This window comes from Streptomyces albireticuli, from assembly GCF_002192455.1.
GTDB classification, from domain to species: Bacteria; Actinomycetota; Actinomycetes; order Streptomycetales; family Streptomycetaceae; genus Streptomyces; species Streptomyces albireticuli_B.
Map to the genome: position 1 here is coordinate 7,420,014 of NZ_CP021744.1, position 16,627 is coordinate 7,436,640.

The window sequence follows — 16,627 nt, forward strand, 5'->3', positions numbered from 1 at the left end:
CAGGACTCCGCGGGGCCGCGGCCGCCGCACAGGGCGACGCCGTACGCGCGAACCAGCCGTTTCCCCCGCGGCCGGCCGCGGTTCAGCGGCAGAGGGCCGTGTCCACGACGCGCTCCACCCGCTTCATGGCCGCCGGGTCGGCCGGCTGCGTGGTCACCGCGACACCGGCGGCGCGGCCGTCGTCCGTGGCGCCGCCCCGGGTCTCGTACCCCGTGGTGCTGCCACCGTGGCCCCAGTACACGCCGTGGCACGACAGCGGAGTGCTGACGAGCCCCAGTCCGTAGCGGGCGCCGGGGGCGAAGGGGCGGCCGGCGGGGACGGTGGTGCGCATCTGGGCGAGCTGGGCCGCCGGGAGGAGGCGGCCGGGGGTCAGGAGCGCGGTGAAGAAGCGGTTGAGGTCGGAGTTGGTGGAGATCATCTGGCCTGCCGCCCAGCCCCAGGAGGGGTCCAGCTCCGTGCCGTCGCGCAGGGGCGCGCCCGCCGCGTCCTGGTAGTAGCCCTTGGGGTGGGGTTCCCGGACGGTCGTGTCACCGGGGGCGGGGAAGTAGGTGTGGCGCAGCCCGGCCCGCTGGACGACGCGCCGGTCGATCTCCTCGGCGAGGGGCCGGCCGGTGACCTTCTGGACGATCAGGCCGGCCAGCACGTAGTTCGTGTTGCTGTACCCCCACTTCTCCCCGGGGGCGAAGTCGGCCTTGTGCCGGAGGGCGATGTCCAGGAGGTCACGGGGCTCGTAGTACCGGACGTCCTCGCCGAGGTGCTTGACGTAGTCGGGCAGCCCGCTGGTCTGCTGGAGGAGCTGGCGGACGGTGATGCGACGCCCGTCGATGCCCTCACCGCGGACGAGGCCCCGCAGATAGGTGTCGACCTTGGCGTCGAGGTCGACCTTTCCCTCACCGACGAGTTGCAGCACGACCACGGCGGTGAACGTCTTGGTGTTGCTGCCTATCCGCACCTGCCCGTCCTCGGGCACCTTCGCGCCGGTGGCCAGGTCGCCCACGCCCGCGGTGTAGGTGCGGGTGCGGCCGTCGCGGTCCTTGACGCTCGCCAGCGCGGCGGGCAGGCCGTCGTCGCGCACCAGCGAGCTCAGGCCCCGCTGGACGGCGTCCGGTCCGGCGGCGGACGCCGCGGGCGACGCCAGGACACCCGTCGTCAGGACGCTCAGGGCCAGTGCGGCCGCCGCCGGCACGGTTCCACGCCGGCCGCCCGGCCGCCGCCCGGAGGGACGGGACTTCTGCCGCATACGTTCACGCACGATTCGACTCCTACGGAAATCATCGGGAAGACGTCAGGGACCGCCCGGGGCCTGACGGTGATTGGGAGCATCCCCCGGGTGGTGCGCCGGGGCCGGGGGTGTCGCCCGCGGCGCCGCCGGCCGCCGGTCAGCCTTCGCCGAACTGCTGGTGGACGCACTGCTTGTACTGCCGGAAGCTGTCGGGCCGGTAGCACTCCTGTGTCCTGTCGGCGTACCAGGCCAGGCAGACGGCGGCCAGGGCGGCCAGCACGATCGCGAGGGACGACGTCACCACGGCGGTGAGGGCCTTGCCCCGGCCGGCGCCGGTCCGCCTGGTGGTCACGAGGGAGGCGAGGCCCAGAGCCAGGCCGACGACGCCGAGCAGGCCGCCGATGAGGACGACCGAGGTGGTCAGGCCGACGATGCCCAGCACCACGGCGGCCGTGGCCAGGCCGTTCCCGCCGGCCGGAGGCCGTGTGCCGTGGGCGGGGCCCTGGGGGCGGGCGGAATCCGGGTCCTCCCCGGGGTTCCGGGCCGAAGCCGCCCGGGTGGGCGCGGCCTCCGCCGACGCCGTGTGACGCGGCGGCGTCCTCATTCCTCGCGTGTTCATCTCTGCCGTCCTCCGGTCGATCGCTCAGGGCACGATCCTGGCTTCCGGAGTCCTGGGCGCACATCGCGGGAAGGCGGGAAATGACGCTCCCCCGATCGGGGGAGACCTCCCGGTGAACTACTCGGCCAGCTCCGCCACGTCCCCCCGTCGCCGCACCCGCCGCGCGAGCACGCTGCCCAGGAACCCCGCGATCAGACCCCAGAGCAGCCCGAAGCCCAGCAGGGGGAGCCACCGCGGGCGCAGCGACACCTCGCCGCCGAAGGCGCCCAGGTCGCCGATGCCCAGCAGGGACAGCCCGAAGCGGGCGGTGATACGGGTCAGGGCGGCGATCACCAGGAGGGTGACGGCGAGGGCCACGGCCAGTTGCGCGGCGTGCTGCCAGGGCCGGGTGCGGGGCGACGAGCGGACGGCCATGAGGAATCCCGCGGCCAGCAGGGCCAGGGCCGCGAGGACCAGCAGCAGCCAGGCGCGGCCGTCCTGCTGGGTGAGGGAGGAGAGGTTCACGGCGCCCTTGCCGTCGGACTGCCGCAGCACCGCCGCGAGCGCCTTGGGCACCGGCAGGCCGATGTCGGGCGCCCGGCCGTCCCAGGTGCCGCCGAGGCCGACGCCGAAGGCGAGCCAGGCGAGGTTGGGCAGTCCCAGCAGCAGGACCGCGGCGGTCTCCGCCGGATGGCCGCGCACGAGGAGCACGACCACCCCGGCGACCAGGCCGAGCACCACATAGGCCAGCAGGACCGCCAGCATCGCGAACGCGGCCGGCCGGACCGGTTCCTGGAAGCGCAGCAGCCGGGACGGCAGCGGTGTCCTGCGGGACACGGCGACGGCCACCGCGAGCAGCACCAGCAGCCACACCAGCCCCAGGACGACGGTCGGTCCCACCGCGGCCCGGAACCCCACCTCCGGCGTCACGCCCAGGGCGTCGCCGATGTCCCCCAGATCGCCCAGGTCCCCGAGGTCACCGACCTCCGTGCCGCCGAGGTCGACGCGGAACGTGTGCCGGGCGGCGAGACAGATCAGCAGGAGCGCGACCAGCCACAGCAGGGCCGTTCGGGCGACGCGGCCGAGCAGTTCGCGGCCGCTCGCCACCGCCCGGTGCCGCAGCGGCCGCAGGAACACCTCGGCCGTCACGACCGCGCCGGCCAGGGTCACCGACAGCGGCACGACGTCCAGGCCCGCGGCCGTGCTGCCCAGGAAGCCCGCGCCGCCGGACAGTTCGACCGTACCGCCCACCGCCGCTACCACGGTCGCCGCGACGACGGCCGGGAACCCGCCGCCGGGCAGACCGGTCGCGCCGGCCGCCCACAGGCCGAGCGCGGCGGTCACGAACAGGGCGGCCACGCCCGCGGCCACCGCCGCGAACGCGTCCCACCAGACGCGCAGGGCGTGCCGCGGCGGCTCCGGCGCGGTACTCGGTGGCTGACTCACGCTGCCTCCGTCACTCGTCGGTCGATCGTCGGTGTTTCGTCCGCTCCCGCCGGTTACCCGTTCGCCCGTGGCGTCCGCCCGGCGTCCGCTCCTCCCGCGGGCCCCTCCCCGCCGGGCGCGGAAGGCCCGGAGCTTCAACGTAAGCCTCCGGGCGGCGCCCCACCCGTCGGACGGGCGGACCCGGACGCCCGCTTGCGGCACCCGAGGGTCTGCGGCACACAATGGCCGGTGGGGGCGAATTCGGTGAAGAGCAGGCAGAAGCGAGAAACGCGCGGAAACGCCGCCAACGCAGGAGAGGGCCGTGTCGTCCGAACCACCGTCAGAGAACCGCCCCACCGGCCCGCCGTCGGGCCCCTTGTCCGGGCAGGGCCCCGGGCAGGTACCCGGATCCGGCGCCTCGCGTCCCCCCGAGCCGACCCGGGCCGACTGGCCCTCCGGCCAGGAAACCGTGCCGGGGGCTCCCGCCGGCCCGGGAGGCCCGAGCCGTCCCGCGGGCCCGCCCGCCCCGCCGACCGGTGGTCACGACGCCTCCGGGCCCGGCCGCGGAGGCGGCTCCCCATGGTGGAAGTCCGCGCCCAGGATCGCCCTCCTCACGGGTGCCGTCGTCGTCGCCGCGGCCCTCGCCGTGTTCCTCCTCCGCTCGGACGGCGGATCGGACGAGGTCTTCCTCCAGCCGGCCGCCGCCGACGGGAACGACCCCTTCACCGCCTCGACGGCCAAGGGGGCGGGCGCCGAGGCGACGGACGCCCCCAAGAGCACGGGCGGCACCCGCGCCGTGGAGGGCTCCACGCCCGGCCTCTACGGCGGCACCCAGTCCCTGGCCAGCTGCGACGTGGAGCGCCAGATCCGCTACCTGACGGACGACCAGGCCAAGGCCCGCGCCTTCGCGGGCGCGGCCGAGATCACCCCCGACCGGATCCCGTCCTACCTGCGCGGCCTGACGTCCGCACACCTGCGCACCGACACCCGCGTCACCAACCACGGTTACAAGAACGGCTCCGCCACCACCTACCAGGCCGTCCTCCAGGCCGGCACGGCCGTCCTGGTCGACGACCGCGGCCTGCCGCGGGTGCGCTGCGCCTGCGGCAACCCGCTGGGCCCGCCGGCCGACGCCGAGGGGACCCCGAAGGCCAAGGGGCGGTCGTGGAGCGCCTACCGGGCGGCCGACGTGGGTACGGTCTCGCCGGCCGGCAAGGCCCTCGACGTCCTCGTCCTCTACGACGCCCACAGCGAACAATGGTTCGAGCGACCGGTGGGCACCCAGGGCGACCAGGACCGCCCGGTCTCGCGCCCCAGCGGCGGGATGACCTCGGCGCCCCCGCAGACCCCCAGCGCGCCGCCGAAGCCGGCCCCCGAGACCCCGCGGACCACGGAGCCGTACACCCCGCGCACGACGCCGCCCGTCACCACGCCCCCGCCCGTGGAGACGCCCACCGATCCGGCCCCCGGCCCGGCCTACGGGCGGCCCGCCGGACAGGGAGACCGCCCATGACCCCCGTGCGGCCGCACCCGGCCCGCCCGTGCCGCCGCGCGCGGCCGGTCTGAGGCCCTCCGATGACCGAACCGTCCACCGCCACCGGCCGCGCGGCGTCCGCCACCGCCCGGGCACGGGCGGGACCGGCGGCCCGCCCGGCCCGCGCCGGATGGGCGCTGATCGTGGCGGCGGTGCTCTACAACGCCTGGGCGCTGGAGGCGGTCCTGCCCACGGGCCTGGACCCCCGCCACTCCTACGTCAGCGAGCTCTACGCGGCCGACCAGCCCTTCCACGTCCTCTTCGGCGGCATCGAGATCGTCACCGCGCTGCTCGTCGCGGCCGGTGCCCTGTCCCTGCCCGTGCGGCACGGCCCGGCCGCCGGCCCCTGGGCGGGCGCCGGACGGTGGGCGCTGGTCGCGTTCGCCGCGTCGTCCGTGGCCGACGTGGTCGTGCCGATGCGCTGCGCGCCGTCGGTCAACCACGCCTGCGAGGCCGTGAACCTCTGGCACACCACGACCAGTGCCATGGTGCACGCGGCGCTGTTCGGGTCGATGGCCCTGCTCGTCACCGCGGCCTTCCGGAGCGCCGGGTGGCCGCTGCTGCGCCGCTGGGGGCCGTGGGTGCTGGGCGCGGCGCTGCTGACCGCGCTGACCACCGTCGGCCCGCTGTTCGCCCGGCCGGGCTGGCACGGGCTTCCGCAGCGGGCCCACCTGGTGCTCGTGGGGGTGTGGCTCGTCCTGCTGGCGACGGCCCGCCGGCCGGATCCGGAACCCGCGGCCCGGCCGGGCGGTCCGTGACCGCCCGGCCTCCCGGGGCGGGAAGCGGGCGGGACACGGCCGGGCCTCAGGCCGACGGCGACAGGGCCGGCTCCGCGGCGACGGCGTCCGCGGCCTCCCGGAGCAGCGCCTCGTAGCGCGCGCTCCGGCCGGTGGACGGGTCCAGCAGCGCGCGCGGGCCGGTCAGGGCGAGCGCCGCGGCGTACGGGACGGGGCCGGGGCCGCCGATGGCGACGGCCAGCGAGCCGGTGACCGCGTCCTCGGGGGCGTAGACGCACCGCCGGTCGTGCGGGGCGGCCAGGACCTGCGCCAGGGCGCAGCCGGCGGGGCGTTTCTCGCCCGTCAGGAGGCGCTGCGGGCTGTTGTCGGGACGGAAGACGTGGTGGACGATCCGCACGCCGTCGGGGTGGGCGACGGCGAGGAGGACGCTCAGACCGCTGTGCGCGGCCAGCCGGTCCGCCCAGTTCATCGCGGAGGAACGCAGGAGGTTCGCGTCCGGCGGCGGGGCCGCGGGGACCAGCGGGCCGGCCGGGCGCAGGACGTCCGTGCCCGGATCGTGGCGGACGAGGCCCTCGGCCCGCAGGCTGTCGACGAGGGCGCAGGCGGTACGGGCGGGCAGGTGCAAGGTGGTGGTCAGACGGCGCACGGTGACGCCGTCGTCCGGGTGCTGGGCCAGCAGCCGCAGCGCCGCCGCGGTGCCGCCGGCGAGTGCTCGGGACCGGTTCATGGAGGGAACGCTCCTTTCGGGGCAGCTCAGTCCACCGTAAGGAGCCCCGGGGCCGGTCCGCTGTCCACCGACCGGGGGAGCGGCCGGGGGAACCCGGTGTCCACCGGTCCGGCCCCGGCGGGCGCGCGGGCACGCCGCCGAAGGCGCGGGCGTCCTGGAGCCGGGGCGCTGTCCGGCCCGCGGGCGCGAGCGGGCCGGCGGCGGGGTGGGGAGGCATGGGCCCAGCATGTGCCGCCGGGTCCCGCGTGACACGACGGCGGGCCACACACGCCCCCGGCGTCACCCGCCTGGCCCGAAGGAATCCGGGGTTCCTGGGGCCGGTTCCGGACGTTCGCGCTCCGTGGGGTCCGCCGGGACGCGCCGGGCGCGTGGGGCGGGGCTCCCGGCGGTGTGGATCATCGGTCCTGATCAGGGGTCCGGAATCCGAGGGTGGTTCGGCGTCGTACCAACTTCCCCTTTCCACAAGGGGATTACTTTAAGACTGTTGCAAAAACATGTCGTCTTGTGAACAGGGGATTACGCCAAGACGATCACCCTCGATCGGACGTGCCCGTCCGCGATCCGGACGGGCACGCCACTTCTTCGAGGAGGAACCCCCATGAACGACCGGTTGAGTCTCGGTCCGGACGCCGCACGGCAACTCGCGACCACCACCAAGACCACCCCGCAGATGCGCGGCATCACCCCCCGCTACCTGCTGCGCGCCCTGCCCTGGGTGGACGTGGAGTCCGGCGTCTTCCGGGTCAACCGGCGCCGTACGTTCATCCTCGGCGACGACCGCGTCAGCAGCTACCAGGACGGCGACGCCCACCACGTCGTCCCCGAGGACCTGCGCGAGGTGCCCTACCTCCGCGAGGCCGACGCGGACCTGCTGCGCGAGCTGGCCGGCGCCTTCACCGAGGTCACCTTCGACGCCGGACAGCAGCTGGTCCAGGAGGGCGACCGGGCCGACCGCCTGTGGGTCCTCGTCCGCGGCCGCGCCGAGAAGCGGACCACCGGGCGCTACGGCGAGGACGCGGTCCTCGAAGTCATCGGCGACGGCCAGTTCTTCGACCTCGACTCCTGGACGCGCGGCACGCCCCTGCCGTACCGCGTCGGCGCCCTGACCCCCGGCGTCGCCCTCTGCGCCGACCGCGCGGTCCTCGCCCGCCTGGCCGACCGGGACGAGACCCTGCGCGCGGCCCTGGAGACGTACACCACCGCCGAACGGCCCACGCCCGGCGCCGAGGTGCCGGTCGACCTCGCCTCCGGGCACGTCGGCGAGCCCGACCTCCCGGGCACCTACGTCGACTACGAGGACGTGCCCCGCGAGTACCACATGAGCCTCGCCCAGACCGTGCTGCGCGTGCACTCCCGCGTCGCGGACCTCTACAACGAGCCCATCGACCAGACCCGGGCCCAGGCCAACCTCACCGTCCAGGCGCTCCGCGAGCGCCAGGAGTCGATGATGCTCAACCACCCGGAGTTCGGCCTCCTCCACAACGTCGCGCCCGGCCAGCGCGTCCAGACCCGCACCGGCTCGCCGACCCCCGACGACCTCGACGAGCTCCTCGCCAAGGTCTGGAAGCAGCCGTGCTTCTTCGTCGCCCACCCCAAGGCCATCGCCGCCTTCGGCCGCGAATGTACCCGGCGGGGTGTGCCCCCGGTCATGGACACCCGGTACGGCAGCCCGCTGATCACCTGGCGCGGCGTGCCGCTGCTCCCGTCCGACAAGGTCCGCATATCCGGCCCCGAGGGCGCCGGCACCACCGAGATCCTGCTGATGCGGGCCGGTGAGGCCGAGCAGGGCGTCGTCGGCCTGCGGCCCGCCAAGGTGCCGGACGAGATCGAGCCCGGCCTGGCCATGCGCAACATGGGCATGGACCAGAAGGGCATCACCTCCTATCTGATGACCGCCTACTTCAACGCCGCGGTCCTGGTCGAGGACGCCGTCGCCGTGCTCCAGAACGTCGAGGTGTCCAAGTACCATGACTACTCCTGACGTCCGGGAGCGCCCGCCCGCGCGCGGCGCGGGCTTCGACCCCGAGCGGGCCCGCCGTGACGTCCCGATCCTGCACCGCACGGTCAACGGCCACCCGCTCGTCTGGCTCGACAACGGCGCCACCACCCAGAAGCCGCGCCAGGTGATCGAGGCGCTGGCCGGCTACTACAGCCACTCCAACTCCAACATCCACCGCGGGGCGCACACCCTGGCCCGCGAGGCGACCGAGCTCTACGAAGGCGGCCGCGCCACGGTCGCCGAGTTCCTCGGCGCCGCCTCGCCGGAGGACATCGTCTTCACCCGCGGCACCACCGAGGCGATCAACCTGGTCGCCCGGACGTGGGGGAGCCGCAACCTCGGCCCGGGGGACGAGATCCTCGTCTCCTCCCTGGAGCACCACTCCAACATCGTCCCCTGGCAGCTGATCGCCAAGGAACGACGGGCCCGGGTCGTGCCCATCCCGCTCACGGCCGACGGCGGCATCGACCAGAACGCCTTCGCCGACCTGCTCTCCTGCCGCACCCAACTGGTCGCCGTCAGCCACGCCTCGAACGTCCTGGGCACCGTCCCGCCCGTCCGGGAGATGGCGGCGCTGGCCCACCGCTACGGCGCCAAGGTGCTCGTCGACGGCGCCTAGGCGGTCGCCCACTTCCCCGTGGACGTCCAGGAGCTCGACGTCGACTTCTACGCCATATCCGGGCACAAGCTCTACGCCCCCACGGGCATCGGCGCGCTCTACGGGAAGCCGGAGGCGCTGGCCGGCATGCCGCCGTGGCAGGGCGGCGGCAACATGATCGACCAGGTGTCCTTCGAACGCACCACGTACGCGGACGTCCCGCACCTCTTCGAGGCCGGCACCGGGCACATCTCCGGCCCCGTCGGCATGAAGGCCGCCATCGACTGGCTGACCTCCTTCGGCCACGAGGCCGTCGCGGCCTACGAGACCGAACTCCTCGGCTACGCGCAGCGGGCCCTGGCCGGCGTCGAGGGACTGGAGGTGCTGGGCACCGCCCCCGACAAGATCGCCGTACTGACCTTCACGCTCGCGGGCCACGACCCCATGGAGATCGCCCACTGGCTGGACCAGGACGGCATCGCCGTCCGCGCCGGCCACCACTGCGCCCAGCCCTCGCTGCGCCACTACGGCCGCGCCACCGCCGCGCGGGCCTCCCTCGCGCTCTACAACACCCGTGAGGAGGTGGACCGCCTGGCGGCGTCCCTGCGCGCGCTCGTGGCGAGCGGCCGCTAGCCCGGCGGCCCGGTCCGCGACCGCCCGGGCCCGTCCGTCCCGGCCGCCGTGCCGGGACGGACGGGCCCGCCGCGTCGCGGGAGGCGGCGGAACAGGCGTGGGAGGGCGGAACAGGGGGAGGAGTCCCACGGATTCATGGACCTGACGGCCCGCCACGGGCCCGCAACAGTGACAGGCACCCGACCCGCAGTGGCAGGATGAGCGCGAGCACGTTCCGGCGACGGCGGCCGGGCCGCCGGGAGGCAACCCGTGGGGCCTTCAGGGGATTTCGCGGTACTCCCGGTGGTACAGGGAACCATCAGCCGTGTAGGACAATCTCGTACACCAGATGCGTACGCGTGTGCGGACAACCCGAAAGCAGGGGGCGGTAAATGACTCAGAGAGTGACACAGCGGCGGTTGCCGGGGGTGCGGAGCGCCGCTGTGGGGTCGGTGCTGGCGTTGGCGGCGGGACTGGCGTTCGTCGCCGGGAGCGCGGGGCCGGCCGCCGCCATACCGGCCGCCGCGGCCGTGAAGACGTCCGAGGGCTGCGAGGGCGGCGGCACCGCCCGCGACGCGGCGAAGGCCGCGTCCGTGACGGCCGCCACGGCGGCGGCGGACGCCGCCCGCCCCGGTTCCGCCGCGGTCGGCACCGCCGCCGAGCGGATCTCCTACAGCCTGCCCGCGCAGGCCCCCATCGGCCTGTGGACCGATTCCTCCGTCACCCTGCGGACCCCCGTCTCCAAGGGCGCCGTCCGCCTCGACGTCACCAGCCGGGGCTTCAGCACCGACTCGCTCGCCGTGCAGCGCTACGTGCCCGAGAGCCACCGCTGGGTCGACCTGACGACCACCCCGAGCGGCTCCGGCAGCCCGCAGCACGGGGTCCTCACCTTCCCGCTCACCACCTCCGCGAGCGCCGCGAAGCCGCACACCGTCGCGCTGCGGTTCATGGACCTCGACCGCCCCGGCACCTTCACCGTGACGGCCTCCGTCACCGACGGCAAGGGCCACACCTACCGCGCCCCCGCCCGTACGGCCACCACGACCCGGCCCGAGGCCTCCGTCAGTGGCTGGCGCTCCGGGACCACGCTCACCCGCGGCGGCCCGGCCGGCGAGTTCACCCTCACCGTCAAGAACACCACCGACCGCGCCTACCCGCGGCCGTACGCCTCCTACTTCGCCTACGGCGCCGGCACCGGCCACGCCCTGACCCCCAAGGACATCGACCTCCAGCAGTACCGCCCCGGCCACGGCTGGGAGCGCGTGCGACTGGTCGCCGGCGGCTGCGACCCCGGCATGAGCGCCACGCTGCGTCCCGCGGTGAACGGCCCGCTCGCCCCCGGGGCCACCGCCACCTACCGGCTGCGGGTCGCCGTCGCGGGCTCCGCGCCCCGCGACGTCACCGCCGCGGACGCGGGTGTGACGGCGGGCAACGGCGACCTGTCCTACTTCTCCCAGGAGCTCCCCTTCGCGATCAAGGGAGGGAAGTGAACCGTACCCGGGTGAACCGGATACGGAGGAGTGACACCTGAGGGCCCGTCCCCTGAGGGACCGTCACCCAGGCGCGCACGCCACCGAGCGGGTGGCCCGGCGGAACGTCCGCCGGGCCACCCGCTCGTACGTTCAGCGGAGCCCGTTCAGCTGCCGGTCGAAGGCCGCCCAGCGCTCCACGGCGAACCCGCTCCCCTCGCGCCGAACCTCGGCCGCACCGTGGCCCGCCAGGTGCGCCGGGAACACCAGGGACCGGGTGTCCGCGGCCTCCGCCAGGATCCGGCGGCGGGAGCGGACCGCCTGCTCCGGGTCCTCGCTCAGGCAGGGCTCGCAGTCCGGCTCGGCGAACTGGAGCGGGCTGTGCACCAGGTCGCCGATGAACAGCGCCCGGTCCGTGCCCGAGGCCAGCCGCACCACCGCGGAGCCGGGCGTGTGGCCCGGGGCGGGCTCCAGCGTGAGGTTCCCGTCGATGCGGTAGCCGTCCTCCCAGAGCTCCGTGAGTCCCTCCCGGTGCACCGGCGCCAGGCTGTCCGCGAACATGTCGCCGCCGGCCTGCGCCACCGTGATGTCGCCGAGGGTCCCGCGCACGGTGTGGCCGTTGGCCGGGTCCCAGTAGTCGAAGTCGGCCTTGGAGACGAGGTACGTCGCGTTCGGGAAGGTCGGCACCCACTCGCCGTCCACCAGCCGGGTGTTCCAGCCGACGTGGTCGGAGTGCGCGTGCGTGTTCACGACGACGTCCACGTCCTCCGGCCGGACGCCGGCGGCGGCCAGCCGGTCCAGGTAGCCCGTCCGCAGATGGGACCAGTCGGGCATGGCCGGCCGGTCCTTGTCGTCGCCGACGCCGGTGTCGATCAGGATCGTCCGCCCCTCGCTGCGCAGCACCCATGTCTGCACGGCGGCCACGAGGGCGTTCGTCTCCGGATTCCAGAAGTCCGGGGCGAGCCAGGACTTGTGCTCCTGCCACATCTCCGGAGTGCTGGTGGGAAAGATGGCGGTGGTGGGGGCGATCGGCGCGTGCCATTCCACGACGCGGGTTATCTCTACGTCGCCCAGAGTGATCGTCTGCATGAACAAGACGCTAGGCAACGGCGGCGGAACGGCCAATAGCCAGAAGTGCCCTGTCTTTGCGTCATCGTCTCACCGGGAGCGGAGCCGGGGCCGTTTCCGGACCGGTTCCGGAGCGGTCCGGAATCTATCCGGAACCGCTCCGGAATCGGGCCGGGACCCCTTACCGGGGCCCCGCCGGAACCGGCCGACGGGCCGGCGGCCCCCGCCCCGGATCCGTCCCGCCCGCCGTCGTACGCATACTCGACACATGGACGTACTCAGCGATGCCCTGGCCGCACTGCGCACCGGTCGCCCCTTCGCCGCCCTGACCGAACGTCAGGGGGACTGGCGCGTCGACCTGGAGCCCTTCGCCGGCGCGGGGTTCCACGTCGTCCTGGAGGGAAGCTGCGAACTGCTGCCCGGCGACGGCGGGGAGCCGGTGCGGCTCGGCCCGGGTGACGCGGTGTTCCTGCCGCACGGCAGCGCCCACACGCTCACCGCCTCCGGGACGCCGGACGGCGCGCCCCCGCCGGCCGTGCTGGTGTGCGGCGCCTACCAGCTGGACCGGGCCCGTGCCCACCCGCTGCTGGCCGACTTCCCCCGGGTCGTACACCTGCCCGCGGACTCCGGCCGGCACCCCTCGGTGCACGCGACCGTCGCCCTCCTCGCCGGCGAACTGCGGTCGCCCGGGGCGGGCACCGACCTCACGCTGCCCGCGCTCCTGGAGCTGTTCCTGGTCTATCTGATACGCGCCTGGTACGAGGAGCGGACCGCCCTGCCCGGCACCGGCTGGTGCAAGTCCCTGACCGATCCGGCGGTGGGCGCCGCCCTGCGCGCGCTGCACGCCGACCCGGCGCGGGCCTGGACGGTGGCCGGGCTCGCCGACCGGGCGGGGATGTCCCGCGCCGCGTTCGCCCGGCGGTTCACCGCCCTGGTCGGCAGGCCGCCGCTGACGTACCTCACCTGGTGGCGGCTGACCCTGGCGGCCAGCATCCTGCGGGAGTCCGACGCGCCGCTCGCCACCGTCGCGCAGCGCATCGGCTACACGTCGCAGTTCGCCTTCGCGCACGCCTTCAAGCGCGCGTACGGCATCCCGGCCGGCCGCTACCGGCACGAGCGGCGCGACGGCGACGACCCCGCCGGCGACCGGGTGAAGGTCACCGCGGCGGCCGGCTGAGCGGGCGAGGGCGTCCGGGTGCTCCCGCCGAGTCGACGGGCCACCCGAGACCCGGAAGGAGGTGCATCCAAGGCTCGGCGGGCTTGATGGCGATATATCTAAAGGTCTTCCGGGTTAATTGCCTGGCCTATCAAAGGCTTGCTCATTCCATTTCGGGCGTATCCAAGGTTTACCGGTCCTGAATAGGGAGTGCCCGGCTCCGGCGGCCGGGCGGCCGGGCGCCCGGCCGCCGGAGCCCGCCCTCACGCCTCCTTGCGGACCGCCAGCAGCGCCGCGTCGTCGGACAGCGCCCCGCCCGCGTAGGCCAGCAGATCCGCCACCACGTGGCCGAGCAGGGCCTCCGGGGCCGTCTCCGGCATCCCCGCCAGCCGCTCGGCCAGCGGGTAGAAGACGCCGCCCGCGTCGCGGGCCTCCGTGACGCCGTCGGTGTACAGGAGCAGGAGATCGCCCCGCTCGAAGGCGAACGTCCGGCGGTGGTAGACGTCGCCGACCAGCTCCAGCAGGGCCAGCGGCGGCTGCGGTACGGGCGTCTCCACCTCCGTCACCCGGCCGTCGCGCAGGAGCAGCGGCGGCAGGTGTCCGCAGTTGACCATCTCGGCCGGGCCGCCGTCCTCCGGCACCCCGATCAGGACGGCGGTCACGAACTCCTCACGCGGCCGGCGCCGCCCCATGGCGGCGTCGAGCCGGCCGGCCACCGTGGCCAGGTCGGCCTCGACGTGGGCGGCCTCCCGGAAGGTGCCGAGCACGTCGGCCGCGGTGGCGATCGCGTCCAGGCCTTTGCCCCGCACGTCGCCGACGAGGAGCCGGGTGCCGTACGGGGTCGCCAGCGCCTCGTACAGATCCCCGCCGACCCGGGCGTCCGCCGCCGCGGCCATGTACCGCACGGCCGTCCGCAGCCCGCCGACCCGCTCCGGCGGCGGGCGCAGCAGGGTGTCCTGCGCCGCCTCCGCCACGGAGCGGGACTGGAGCAGCTCCCGCTCCCGGGTCGCGACCAGGACGACGTTCGCGGTGCTCACGCAGGTGACGGCGAGCACCGCGAAGCCGGAGGTCAGGTGGACGGCCAGGGGGACCTGGCTGTCGGAGAACGCGAGCAGCGGGACGATCAGCAAGGTGGCTGCCAGCCCGGTGACCAGGGGCACCCTGGCGCGCCGGGTGCCGACGCTGGCGAGCACCGGCGCGGTGGCGAGGACGGGGGAGAGGGTGACGTCGGGGTTGGACGCGAGGTCCGTCACGACGGCGAGGGCGAGCAGCGCGTAGCCGGCGGTGACGAGCCGGCGCGCGCGGCGGGGGAGACGGGGCGTCCTGGGCGGCCCGTTCCGGCCTGGCGGGTGCTTCATGATTGCCGTCCACCATAAGGAGCGCCGTCCCGCGACGGGCGGCGACAGGGCCGCACGGCATTCGATGTAAAGGGCATCTATGGATTCGACGCCTGGACGATCTCTGTAGGTGCGCGGAGCATCTATATAGGTGCATTGAGAATCGACATCGCTCTCTCCCCGGAAAAAGCCCCACCGAAACACTTACCGGCGGTTCGCTAGCGTGAGTGCCCGGTAATGTCAATATTCCGTAAACTCTTGACGGCTTCCTTGCGAGCCTCTCACTATTCACCGCATGGACTTGTCCGACAGGCGGCGGAGCACCGCGGCGCGAGAGCGCCAGGGAAACGGTGCCCACCCCTGCCGTGGGGCGCTGGTGCGCCACGGCAGGCCTGTCAGCCGTACGGGAGGCACGGTCCCCCAGCCGCGCTTAAGCGGTGAAGGGGCCGGCCGGTAGTTCCCGGTCTCCGTTTCGCGGCGGCGCGACCTCGTCGAGGCGCGCCGTGGCACCGGGACGTCCCGTCGGTCCACCAGTCCACACTTCCCGAACCCACCCGGCAGCCGGCGTCGCCAGCCGGATCTGAGCCCCGGGCGGGATCGGTCCTGCTCCCCCCTCCAGCGAAGGCGAACACATACATGAGTGACCGCACCCTCACTGCGGCCGACACTGAGCCCGGCGTCACCGCCCCGGCCACGGCGTCCCCACACGTCGACGCCGGCGACGCCGGTTACAGCAAGGACCTCAAGTCCCGCCACGTCAACATGATCGCCATCGGCGGGGCGATCGGCACCGGCCTCTTCCTCGGCGCCGGTGGCCGCCTCGCCAACGCGGGCCCCTCCCTCTTCATCGCCTACGCGGTGTGCGGAGTGTTCGCCTTCTTCGTCGTCCGGGCACTCGGTGAGCTCGTGCTCTACCGCCCGTCCTCCGGCGCGTTCGTCTCCTACGCACGAGAGTTCATGGGGGAGAAGGGCGCCTTCACCGCCGGCTGGCTCTACTTCCTGAACTGGGCCACCACCGGCATCGCCGACATCACGGCCGTCGCCACGTACACCCACTACTGGGGCATGTTCAGCGACATCCCGCAGTGGGTGCTCGCCCTGATAGCCCTCGCCGTCGTCCTCACCGTGAACCTCATCTCGGTGAAGTACTTCGGTGAGATGGAGTTCTGGTTCGCGATCATCAAGGTCGGCGCCCTGGTCCTCTTCATGTTCATCGGCATCTTCCTGCTGGTCACCCAGCACGACGTCGGTGGCAGCACCCCGGGTATCGCGAACATCATGGACAACGGCGGCGTCTTCCCCTCCGGTGTGATGCCGATGCTGCTCGTCATCCAGGGTGTCGTCTTCGCCTACGCCTCGGTCGAGCTGTGCGGCGTCGCCGCGGGCGAGACCAAGAACCCCGAGAAGATCATGCCGAAGGCGATCAACTCGATCATGTGGCGCGTCGGCCTCTTCTACGTCGGCTCGGTCATCCTGCTCGCCCTGCTGCTGCCGTACAACGCCTTCACCGGCGACGAGAGCCCCTTCGTCACCGTCCTGGGCAAGATCGGCGTCCCCTACGCGGCCGGCGTGATGAACCTCGTCGTCCTCACCGCGGCGCTCTCCAGCCTCAACTCGGGCCTCTACTCCACCGGCCGCATCCTGCGCTCGATGGCCATGTCGGGCTCGGCGCCGAAGTTCACCGGTCTGATGAACAAGGGCCAGGTGCCCTACGGCGGCATCCTGCTCACCGCGTTCTTCTGTGTGCTGGGCGTCGGTCTCAACTTCGTCGTCCCCGCGGACGCCTTCGAGATCGTGCTGAACTTCGCCGCCATCGGCATCATCGGCACCTGGGGCATGATCATGCTCTGCTCGCTCCTCTTCTGGAAGCGCGCCAAGGAGGGCAAGCTCTCCCGCCCCTCCTATCAGCTGCCCTGGGCCCCGTACACCCAGATCATCACCCTGGTCTTCCTGGCCTCGGTGCTGGGCCTGATGGCCGCCGAGCCCGGCGCCGGCCGCACCACCGTGCTGTGCCTGCCGCTGATCGTGGCGGCGCTGGTCGGCGGCTGGTTCGTCGTCCGCGGCAAGGTCGCGCGGATCAAGCACGAGACCGAGCTGGAGCGTGCCGGGGCCGAGCAGTAGCCTCCCCTCTCCGGTAAGGAGCCG

General features: G+C 73.8%; 12 protein-coding genes and 1 pseudogene. 7 read left to right on the forward strand and 6 right to left on the reverse strand.

Annotated elements, in window-relative coordinates:
- Positions 1 to 82: 82 nt before the first annotated feature.
- The 3 genes from SMD11_RS31840 to SMD11_RS31850 all read right to left on the reverse strand — a co-directional run bounded on the left by SMD11_RS31840 (position 83) and on the right by SMD11_RS31850 (position 3,266).
- Positions 83 to 1,240, reverse strand: coding sequence for a serine hydrolase domain-containing protein (locus tag SMD11_RS31840; protein WP_087929734.1), 1,158 nt, complete (start codon positions 1,238 to 1,240; stop codon positions 83 to 85).
- 139 nt (positions 1,241 to 1,379) lie between these two features.
- Positions 1,380 to 1,841: a DUF4190 domain-containing protein gene (locus SMD11_RS31845; RefSeq protein ID WP_234366260.1), complete on the reverse strand. Its 462-nt coding sequence runs from the start codon at positions 1,839 to 1,841 to the stop codon at positions 1,380 to 1,382.
- A 117-nt stretch (positions 1,842 to 1,958) separates the two neighbouring features.
- Entirely contained in the window at positions 1,959 to 3,266 is a 1,308-nt protein-coding gene (locus SMD11_RS31850) for a streptophobe family protein (protein WP_234366261.1), read from the reverse strand.
- A gap of 448 nt (positions 3,267 to 3,714) precedes the next feature.
- Between SMD11_RS31850 and SMD11_RS31855 the strand changes: the two genes are divergently transcribed.
- Together SMD11_RS31855 and SMD11_RS31860 are read left to right on the forward strand one after the other, a co-directional pair.
- Positions 3,715 to 4,758, forward strand: coding sequence for a DUF6777 domain-containing protein (locus SMD11_RS31855; protein ID WP_087929735.1), 1,044 nt, complete (start codon positions 3,715 to 3,717; stop codon positions 4,756 to 4,758).
- A 62-nt stretch (positions 4,759 to 4,820) separates the two neighbouring features.
- Complete coding sequence (locus SMD11_RS31860) at positions 4,821 to 5,537, forward strand: DUF998 domain-containing protein (RefSeq protein WP_087929736.1); 717 nt, start codon at positions 4,821 to 4,823, stop codon at positions 5,535 to 5,537.
- A gap of 46 nt (positions 5,538 to 5,583) precedes the next feature.
- On the opposite strand, the gene SMD11_RS31865 is transcribed toward SMD11_RS31860, so the two are convergent.
- Positions 5,584 to 6,243, reverse strand: coding sequence for a MarR family transcriptional regulator (locus SMD11_RS31865; RefSeq protein ID WP_199843998.1), 660 nt, complete (start codon positions 6,241 to 6,243; stop codon positions 5,584 to 5,586).
- 598 nt (positions 6,244 to 6,841) lie between these two features.
- On the opposite strand from SMD11_RS31865, the gene SMD11_RS31870 reads away from it, so the two are divergent.
- The 3 genes and pseudogenes from SMD11_RS31870 (at position 6,842) to SMD11_RS31880 (ending at position 10,942) form a co-directional block, all read left to right on the forward strand.
- Positions 6,842 to 8,224: a family 2B encapsulin nanocompartment shell protein gene (locus tag SMD11_RS31870; RefSeq protein WP_087929737.1), complete on the forward strand. Its 1,383-nt coding sequence runs from the start codon at positions 6,842 to 6,844 to the stop codon at positions 8,222 to 8,224.
- Positions 8,211 to 9,473, forward strand: a pseudogene (locus SMD11_RS31875) (SufS family cysteine desulfurase). Before SMD11_RS31870 ends, SMD11_RS31875 begins: the two are co-directional and overlap by 14 nt.
- Positions 9,474 to 9,844: 371 nt before the next feature.
- Entirely contained in the window at positions 9,845 to 10,942 is a 1,098-nt protein-coding gene (locus tag SMD11_RS31880; RefSeq protein WP_087929738.1) for a hypothetical protein, read from the forward strand.
- 132 nt (positions 10,943 to 11,074) lie between these two features.
- On the opposite strand, the gene SMD11_RS31885 is transcribed toward SMD11_RS31880, so the two are convergent.
- Complete coding sequence (locus SMD11_RS31885; RefSeq protein WP_087929739.1) at positions 11,075 to 12,010, reverse strand: MBL fold metallo-hydrolase; 936 nt, start codon at positions 12,008 to 12,010, stop codon at positions 11,075 to 11,077.
- 247 nt (positions 12,011 to 12,257) lie between these two features.
- Between SMD11_RS31885 and SMD11_RS31890 the strand changes: the two genes are divergently transcribed.
- A complete protein-coding gene (locus tag SMD11_RS31890; RefSeq protein ID WP_087929740.1) occupies positions 12,258 to 13,166 on the forward strand; it encodes an AraC family transcriptional regulator in 909 nt (302 codons plus the stop codon).
- A gap of 242 nt (positions 13,167 to 13,408) precedes the next feature.
- On the opposite strand, the gene SMD11_RS31895 is transcribed toward SMD11_RS31890, so the two are convergent.
- The gene (locus SMD11_RS31895) at positions 13,409 to 14,503 is read right to left on the reverse strand and encodes a PP2C family protein-serine/threonine phosphatase (RefSeq protein ID WP_087929741.1); all 1,095 of its coding nucleotides are present in this window, start codon (positions 14,501 to 14,503) and stop codon (positions 13,409 to 13,411) included.
- 615 nt (positions 14,504 to 15,118) lie between these two features.
- Between SMD11_RS31895 and SMD11_RS31900 the strand changes: the two genes are divergently transcribed.
- Entirely contained in the window at positions 15,119 to 16,603 is a 1,485-nt protein-coding gene (locus tag SMD11_RS31900; RefSeq protein ID WP_087929742.1) for an amino acid permease, read from the forward strand.
- The last annotated feature ends 24 nt before the right edge of the window (positions 16,604 to 16,627 follow it).